Genomic DNA, 7,137 nt, shown 5'->3' on the forward strand with positions numbered 1-7,137 from the left:
GGAGTCAGCAGGGAGCGCTGCTCATCGGCAAGCGCCCCGAGATCCAGCTCGAGGCCATGTTTGGCGAGAATGGGGCCGAGCTCGGCCCGCCGCTGCCACAGATCCTGACGGGTATGCTGGAAGGCGTGTTCGCACAGATGGCGCCGATCCCGGTAACTGAACACATTGGTAAAGAACATCTCGCCATCGGCCGGGGAGGGCTCAAACAGCAAGGCATCGGCCTGTGGATACTGGTGCTTGTAACGATCCATCCCCACGTGCATGCGCGAGTGGATGATGGCGCGAAAGGTCTGGGCCAGCACTACCGGCAAGCCACTCTCCACCAGACTGGCAGGGTATTCACTCGCCATGCCAGCATCAAACGGTACCAGTGGGTTGATGCAGAACACCAGATCGGCCCCTTCCTGCAGCGCCACCGAGGCGTGCAGCGTCTTGATGAGGGCCCCGTCCACGTAGTAGCGGCCATTGATCAGCGACGGCGGAAACAGACCGGGCAGGGCGGCAGAAGCCTGCACTGCCGCCGAAATGGGCACCTGATCCAGCCCCGGGCTGCCAAAGGCGACCGCATGGCCGGTATCGAGCTCGGTGGCGATGACAAACAGACGGCTCTTGAGTTCACGAAAATCGTTGCTGCGACCCCGGCGAGAGAAGAACTGGGTCAGGATCCGGTCCACCCCGCGACTGTCGAACAAACCGGTCGGGATCGCCTTGGACAAGCCTTGCAAGGAGCCAAGCAGGCTCTTGTGCCAGGGGGCTGAGAGGTAATCGGCCAGACATTCCCAGGCCAGTGGCGGCAAGGAGGAGATCCGCTTCGCGTATTCCCCGAAGGCGGGACGCAGCAGAGTAGAGGGATCAAAAAATTCGCCGCTGTCGTCGCTGAGCAGGATCCGCACCAGCTTGTCGGGGGAGATGCCATTGGCCAACGCCGAGGCGATCACGGCCCCCGAGCTGACCCCCACATAGATATCAGCCTGTTCGAAACGCAGCCCCTTGATGCTGTCGGCCAGAGCGGCGCAGGCTCCGATCTCGTAAATCCCTCCCAGAGGGCCCCCTCCGGCGAGGGCAATCGCAATCGTGCTCATGACATGGCCTCCCTTCTCAAGCAAAACCGGCCCAGCAAGAGGGCATGGGCCGGTGGGTTATGATGCAAGGCCAATCAGGCGTTGCCAGGCAGATTAGAAGAGGGCTGTCTCGCCTTTCTCCTTGACCTCTTCCACTACGCTCTTGACCTCAGTCGCCAATGCCTTGACCTCTTCTTTCACCTTGGCGATGGGCGCTGCGGCAGCTTTCTGCACCGGAGCTTTCTTGACGACGGGTTTCTTGGCCGCCGCAGCAGCCGGTTTGGGCTCCGCGGCTGGCACGTCCTCTTCATCCTGCGAATCGATGAGTTCTTGCACCACCTCGGTCAGCTCGGCCATGCGCTTGGAGAGCTTGTCGATATCCTTGCGGGTCGGGATGCCAAGGCTGGCGACGGCACGGGCCACACGATCTTCGAACACCTGCTCCAAACGGCCCCAGGTGCCTGTGGTCTTGTCCGTCATGGCAGCGATCTTCTCGTCTGCGCTCTGACGAGTACGGGTCTGCAATGCCTCGCCTTCCTGTACCAGGGCTTCGAAGATCTTGCCCCCTTCCTCTTGCGCCTTGGCGTAGGCGCCCAAGCCCGCCAGCCAGATCTGCTGGGTGGATTCCTTGATGGTTGAGGTGAGCTGGTTGTCGGTCACCGAGCTTGCCAGCGCTTTCAATTTCTTGGCCATGATTGTTTCCTTACTGGTGAGTGAGATATAGGTAATGACGACAACCTTGGTACATTCGTTGTGGCATTACTGAGCTTTCATCCTCAGTTTATGGCGAAAAAATAGAGGGTTCTACCTAATAACGGAACAGCCAGTCGTGGTAATTTTGGTCTGGGTCACGAAGATGATGTTCAAATGAACATTTCCATTTGAAGCGTGATATATCTAACGACAACTAACAGCCCAATCAGTAAGGGAAATAAATACCATGGACTATTTCATCACGGGGGGCAGCGGTTTTATCGGCCGCCGGCTGATTAAAAAATTGCTGCAGCGCCCGAATAGCCGTGTGCACTTTTTGATGCGCGCAGCCCATCTTGAGCGGATACCCGCTCTGCTGGACTACTGGGGCGTCGACGCGCAGCGCGCCATTCCGGTCGTCGGGGACATGACCCATCCGCAACTCGGCGTGAGCGTGGCGGAGCAGGAGCCGCTCATCGGCCAGATCGATCACTTCCTCCATCTCGCCGCCATCTATGATCTCAACGCCAAGGCGGGCATTCAGCAGCAGGTCAATGCCGAGGGCACCCGTCAAGCCTTGCAACTGGCCGAACGACTCGGCGCCCGCTGCTTCCATCATTGCAGCTCCATCGCGGTGGCAGGCCTGTTCGACGGCCTGTTTAGGGAAGACATGTTCGATGAGGCCGAGCACCTCGACATGCCCTATTTCCAGACCAAGCACGAGGCCGAAGGCATAGTGCGCAAGGAGAGCACCATCCCCTGGCGCATCTACCGGCCCGGTATAGTGGTGGGGGATGCCAACACCGGCGAGATGGACAAGGTGGATGGCCCCTATTACTTCTTCAAGACCATCCAGAAGCTACGCCGCATGCTGCCGCCCTGGATGCCCGCCATCGGGGTCGAAGGAGGACGCATCAACCTGGTGCCGGTCAACTTCGTGGTGGATGCCATCGATCACATCGCCCACCAGGAGGGAGAGGACAACAAGGCGTTCCACCTGACTGACTCCCATCCGATGCGAGTTGGCGACATGCTGAGCACCTTCGCCCGCGCAGCCCATGCACCCGAGCCCGCCATTCGCATCAATGCGGCCCTGTTCAGCTTCATTCCCCGCCATCTGATGACCATGCTGATGGCGCTGACGCCGGTGCGGCGTATTCGCGATGCGGCGATCGCCGATCTCGGTCTGCCCAAGGATATCTTCCGGCTCATCAACTATCCCACCCGCTTTGACAACCGCGAAGCCCAGCGGGTGTTGAAAGGGACCGGTATCGAAGTGCCGCCACTGCACAGCTATGCCTGGCGGCTGTGGGATTACTGGGAACGTCACCTCGACCCCGAGCTGTTCATCGATCGCACCCTGCGTGGTCGGGTCGAGGGCAAGGTAGTGCTCATCACCGGCGCCACCTCCGGCATCGGCAAGGCCACCGCAAGAAAGCTGGCCGAGGCGGGAGCAACCGTGCTGACCATTGCCCGGGACGAGCACAAGATTGCACAGACCCAGGCCGAGTTTGCCGAGCTGGGCTTGACCCTGCAGGTCTATCAGGGGGATCTGGCTGATCTCGCGCAGGGGGAGGCGATCACCCGGCAGATAGTGGCCGAGCATGGCGGGGTGGACATCCTCATCAACAATGCTGGCCGCTCCATCCGCCGCGCCATCGAGGACTCTTTCGAGCGCTTCCACGATCTGGAGCGCACCATGCAGCTCAACTACTTCGGCACCCTCAAGGTGATCATGGGGGTGCTGCCCACCATGATCGAGAAGAAGAAGGGCCACATTATCAACATCTCCTCCATCGGGGTGCTGACCAATGCGCCGCGCTTCTCCGCCTACGTGGCGTCCAAGTCGGCGCTCGATGCCTGGGTGCGTACCGCGGCGTCCGAGTTTGCCGACAAGGGAGTCAACTTCTCCATCATCAACATGCCGCTGGTGAAAACCCCCATGGTGGCGCCGACCAAGGTGTATGAGCAGGTGCCCATGATGACGCCGGAAGAGGCCGCAGATCTGGTGTGCGACACTATCATCAACAAGCATGTGCGGCTGGCCACCCGTCTCGGGGTATTTGGTCAGGTGATCCATGCCCTGGCGCCACGGGTAGCTCAGGTGATCATGAACACCAGCTTCCGCACCTTCTCGGATCCGAAAGCGGGCGGCGAGTCCAAGGCCTCAGCAGATCAGATGGCAGTATCGACCCTGATCAAGGGCATTCACTTCTGATATCAGAAAGCGTGAAATAAACCGGGGCCTGAGCAATCAGGCCCTTTTTGTTTGTAGCTGGGGGCGGGCGAGCAGGGTCAGCAGCAGGGCCGTGGTGCGGCGCGAGTAGATGAGGGAGAGATGGCCAAGGGCCGAGATCTCGATGTCCTCCATGCCTTCCATGCGCTGACGGGACTGGGGCAGCACAAAGTTGTCATGACTGGTGCGCACCGAAATCCCGGGCACACATAGCGGCACTGCGGCGAAACGCTGCAGCCATCCGGAGCCGGGCTCCATCTCCCGTGCATTGTCTCCAAGACCCATGGCAGCCAGCTGGCTGCCCTGATGCGGGGTCGCTAAGGTGATGAGTTGCGCCACCTTGGCCCCACCGGCCAGGGCCAGGTAGTCACGGCACACCAGCCCGCCCATGCTGTGGCCAATCAGCACCAGCTGAGTGGCGCCGGTGGCGACCAACACCTCATCGATACGCTTGGCCAGCAGGGGGACCATGTCATCGAGATGACCGAAGGGAGGGGTCAGGGTCACGGTGGCGACCACGTGGCCAGCAGCTTCCAGGCGGGCACGCTGCAGCCGCCAGATCCCGCGACTGCAGCCGTAACCATGTACCAGCAACAGGGGCAGGGGAGAAGGGCGGAGCCTGTCAGGCGCCATCAGCAGCCGCTCAAACGGCAGCAACCAAGTGAAGGTGAGCAGATAGGCGAACATCTCCCTGATCACCATGTGCAGCCAGGCACGCAGACCGATGGCGGGAACAGGGTAGAAACGGGAGAAACCCCAGGTCAGCAATACCACCAGGCAGCGCAACCCTAATAGCGCCAGCACCACAAACAGCAAGGAGAGCAGGGGAGAGAGACCAATGGCCAGATGAGCGATGCCCCCGAGGAGCGTCACTTCAACCAGCAGCAGTATGAGCAGTTGTCTTGTTATCGTCATGAGCCCATCATCCGACTTGCGTCAAGTGGATGTCAAATGACCCTTTCATCAATGTGATAACGGCCGCGTAATGGGTCCGACCACCATGATAAAAGCCCGTTGGGCAGGGTTATTTGCAATACTGTATATCCATACATATACTTGTGTTCACTATCATGAGGAGGACGCCACTATGGCCGTTGAGATCAAATATGTTGTCGTGCGTGGGGGAGTGGAGAAGATGACCTTTGCCAGCAAGAAAGAGGCAGATGCCTATGACAAACTGCTGGATACCGCCGATGAGTTAATGACCCTGCTGGCGGGAGCACCTGTCACTCTCGAACCCGAACAGCAGGAGAGCCTGGCCTTCTACCTGGCCGAACAGCGTGATGTACTGCAAAACGTGCTGCGCGGTGGCAAGGGGCAGGGGAGCCCCAAAGAGGAGCCACAACAGGCTGCAGAGAAGATCGATGCCGACAAGCCCAAGGGAAAATCGCTTAAGAGCGTGGCCTGAGAGGCATAGGAGGGATGCCGGGTTAACCTTATCCCAAGGGTATCCGGCAAATCATTCACATATGTAGCATTAAAAATCATTTTTACGGCTGTTTACCCCGAGAATTTTCCAACAGAGGTGCATATCCATTGAATAGCGTCAGAATGGGGTGCAAACCGGTTGCAACGGACAAGGAGGTCTCAAGTAGGTCCTAATCGTTCGTCACACAGTGATGCCGATAACCCCATTTATCGGCATCAGCTTTTGAGCGGGGCTACCGGCCTCCATCCCATGAACCAAGCAAGCACCACCATGACCTCTATATTACTTCCGCCCGCCATGCCGCTGTTTGATGGCCTGGCTCACCTGGAGGCGGGCAACCCCCAAGTCAATCAGTATCTGGCCAACCTCAGCCTGAACAACGTACCCGATGCGGGGCTCGTCTACGAACTGGCGGTCGACTGGCTGCTGGAACAGCGCCACAACGAGAACAACTACAAAACCTACCGCAGCGAGTTGACGACATTTCTGCACTGGTGTTTCAGCGCGCTGGCTATCAGCCCGAAAGATCTGACCCGGCGCATCATGATGCGCTACCTCGACTACTGCCAGGCACCGCCAGAGCAGCTGATTGCCTACCGCAACGTGGCGCAGTTCATTCTCGACAAGGAGTGGGGAGAACGGCTGCCCAACCCCTTGTGGCGACCGTTTCTTGGCAAACGGGAGCTGGGCCGCGAACTGCCATACCGCCTCAGCGAGCAGGCAATGAAAACCAAGCTCGCCATCCTGTCAGCCTTCTTCCAGTTTCTGATCCAGGAAGAGTACATGGACAGAAATCCGGCACTGCTGCTGCAGCGAGTCAAGCGACCGGTCCAGCAGGAGCCCGATGATCAGGGCCAGGCCTTCAGCGAGCTGCAATGGTCTTACGTCATGCAGGCGGCCGACCGACTGGCAACCGAATCACCGGATCAACACGAGCGCAGCCGCTTCCTGATAAGCCTGATGTACGCCTGTTATCTGCGCATTTCGGAAGTGGCCGCCAGACCAGGCTTCACGCCGGTCATGGGCCAGTTTCGCCGCGATGGCAAAACCGGCGTCTGGGGGTATTACATTCCACGCAGCAAGGGTGGCAAGCGGCGCACAGTGGCGGTATCCCATGCCTTGCTGGCGGCCCTCAAGCGCTATCGGATCTTCCTGGGGTTGTCGCCATTGCCAGCACCCAATGAACAGACGCCGCTCTTTGTGCGCCACAAGGCCGCCGCACACCGCCGGGAACAAGGCGAACTCAATGCCAATCTCGGGATCCGCCAACTGCGTGAACTGGTCATGACGGTCATCCAGACTGCCGCGAACCTGGCTGAGCAAGACGGTTTTGCCCAAGACTCAGCCGAAATGCGCAACCTGACCCCGCATTCCATTCGCCACACCGGCATTACCCACGACATCAATCTCAACGGGCGGCCGCTATCCCATGTGCAGGCCGATGCGGGCCATGACAGCATAGACACCACCTCCAAGTACCTGCACACCGGCAACAGCGAACGCCACGAAAGCGCCAACCACAAACCGCTAGACCGACTGCACGAATGAACAGGCAAAAAGTGAGAGATAACAAGTTAAATGGCATGCCAAGTGGCCAACCCAATAGCCAGAATCTGCAGCCTGATAAACCAAGATCTGACACCTCGTTCTTCCCCATAAACCAAAACCGCGCATAATGTTCAGTGGTTATGTTTAGTGCATTCCGCCTGCTAAGGTGC

Annotated in this window: 6 protein-coding genes; 3 read left to right on the top strand and 3 right to left on the bottom strand. The window is 59.1% G+C overall.

The genetic code is table 11. The features are described 5' to 3' along the window. Together AAC083_RS12935 and AAC083_RS12940 are read right to left on the bottom strand one after the other, a co-directional pair. Positions 1-1,082 (bottom strand): patatin-like phospholipase family protein (locus AAC083_RS12935; protein ID WP_258224684.1); only part of this gene is annotated, 1,082 nt, incomplete at its 3' end. A 93-nt stretch (positions 1,083-1,175) separates the two neighbouring features. After that, positions 1,176-1,754: a phasin family protein gene (locus tag AAC083_RS12940; protein ID WP_108536818.1), complete on the bottom strand. Its 579-nt coding sequence runs from the start codon at positions 1,752-1,754 to the stop codon at positions 1,176-1,178. Between the two features lie 247 nt (positions 1,755-2,001). Here AAC083_RS12940 and AAC083_RS12945 point away from each other — a divergent pair, with 247 nt between their 5' ends. Beyond that, the gene (locus AAC083_RS12945; protein ID WP_042037779.1) at positions 2,002-3,972 is read left to right on the top strand and encodes an SDR family oxidoreductase; all 1,971 of its coding nucleotides are present in this window, start codon (positions 2,002-2,004) and stop codon (positions 3,970-3,972) included. A gap of 36 nt (positions 3,973-4,008) precedes the next feature. Here the strand turns inward: AAC083_RS12945 and AAC083_RS12950 are convergent, their stop codons facing one another. Then, a complete protein-coding gene (locus AAC083_RS12950) occupies positions 4,009-4,905 on the bottom strand; it encodes an esterase/lipase family protein (protein WP_108536819.1) in 897 nt (298 codons plus the stop codon). Between the two features lie 172 nt (positions 4,906-5,077). On the opposite strand from AAC083_RS12950, the gene AAC083_RS12955 reads away from it, so the two are divergent. After that, positions 5,078-5,398 carry a YebG family protein gene (locus tag AAC083_RS12955; protein WP_042037781.1) on the top strand — a complete coding sequence of 107 codons (321 nt, stop codon included), beginning with the start codon at positions 5,078-5,080 and terminating at the stop codon, positions 5,396-5,398. 291 nt (positions 5,399-5,689) lie between these two features. Then, positions 5,690-6,967 carry a tyrosine-type recombinase/integrase gene (locus AAC083_RS12960; protein WP_108536820.1) on the top strand — a complete coding sequence of 426 codons (1,278 nt, stop codon included), beginning with the start codon at positions 5,690-5,692 and terminating at the stop codon, positions 6,965-6,967. The last annotated feature ends 170 nt before the right edge of the window (positions 6,968-7,137 follow it).

The sequence above is a fragment of the Aeromonas sp. HMWF014 genome, from assembly GCF_963878295.1.
GTDB classification, from domain to species: Bacteria; Pseudomonadota; Gammaproteobacteria; order Enterobacterales; family Aeromonadaceae; genus Aeromonas; species Aeromonas popoffii.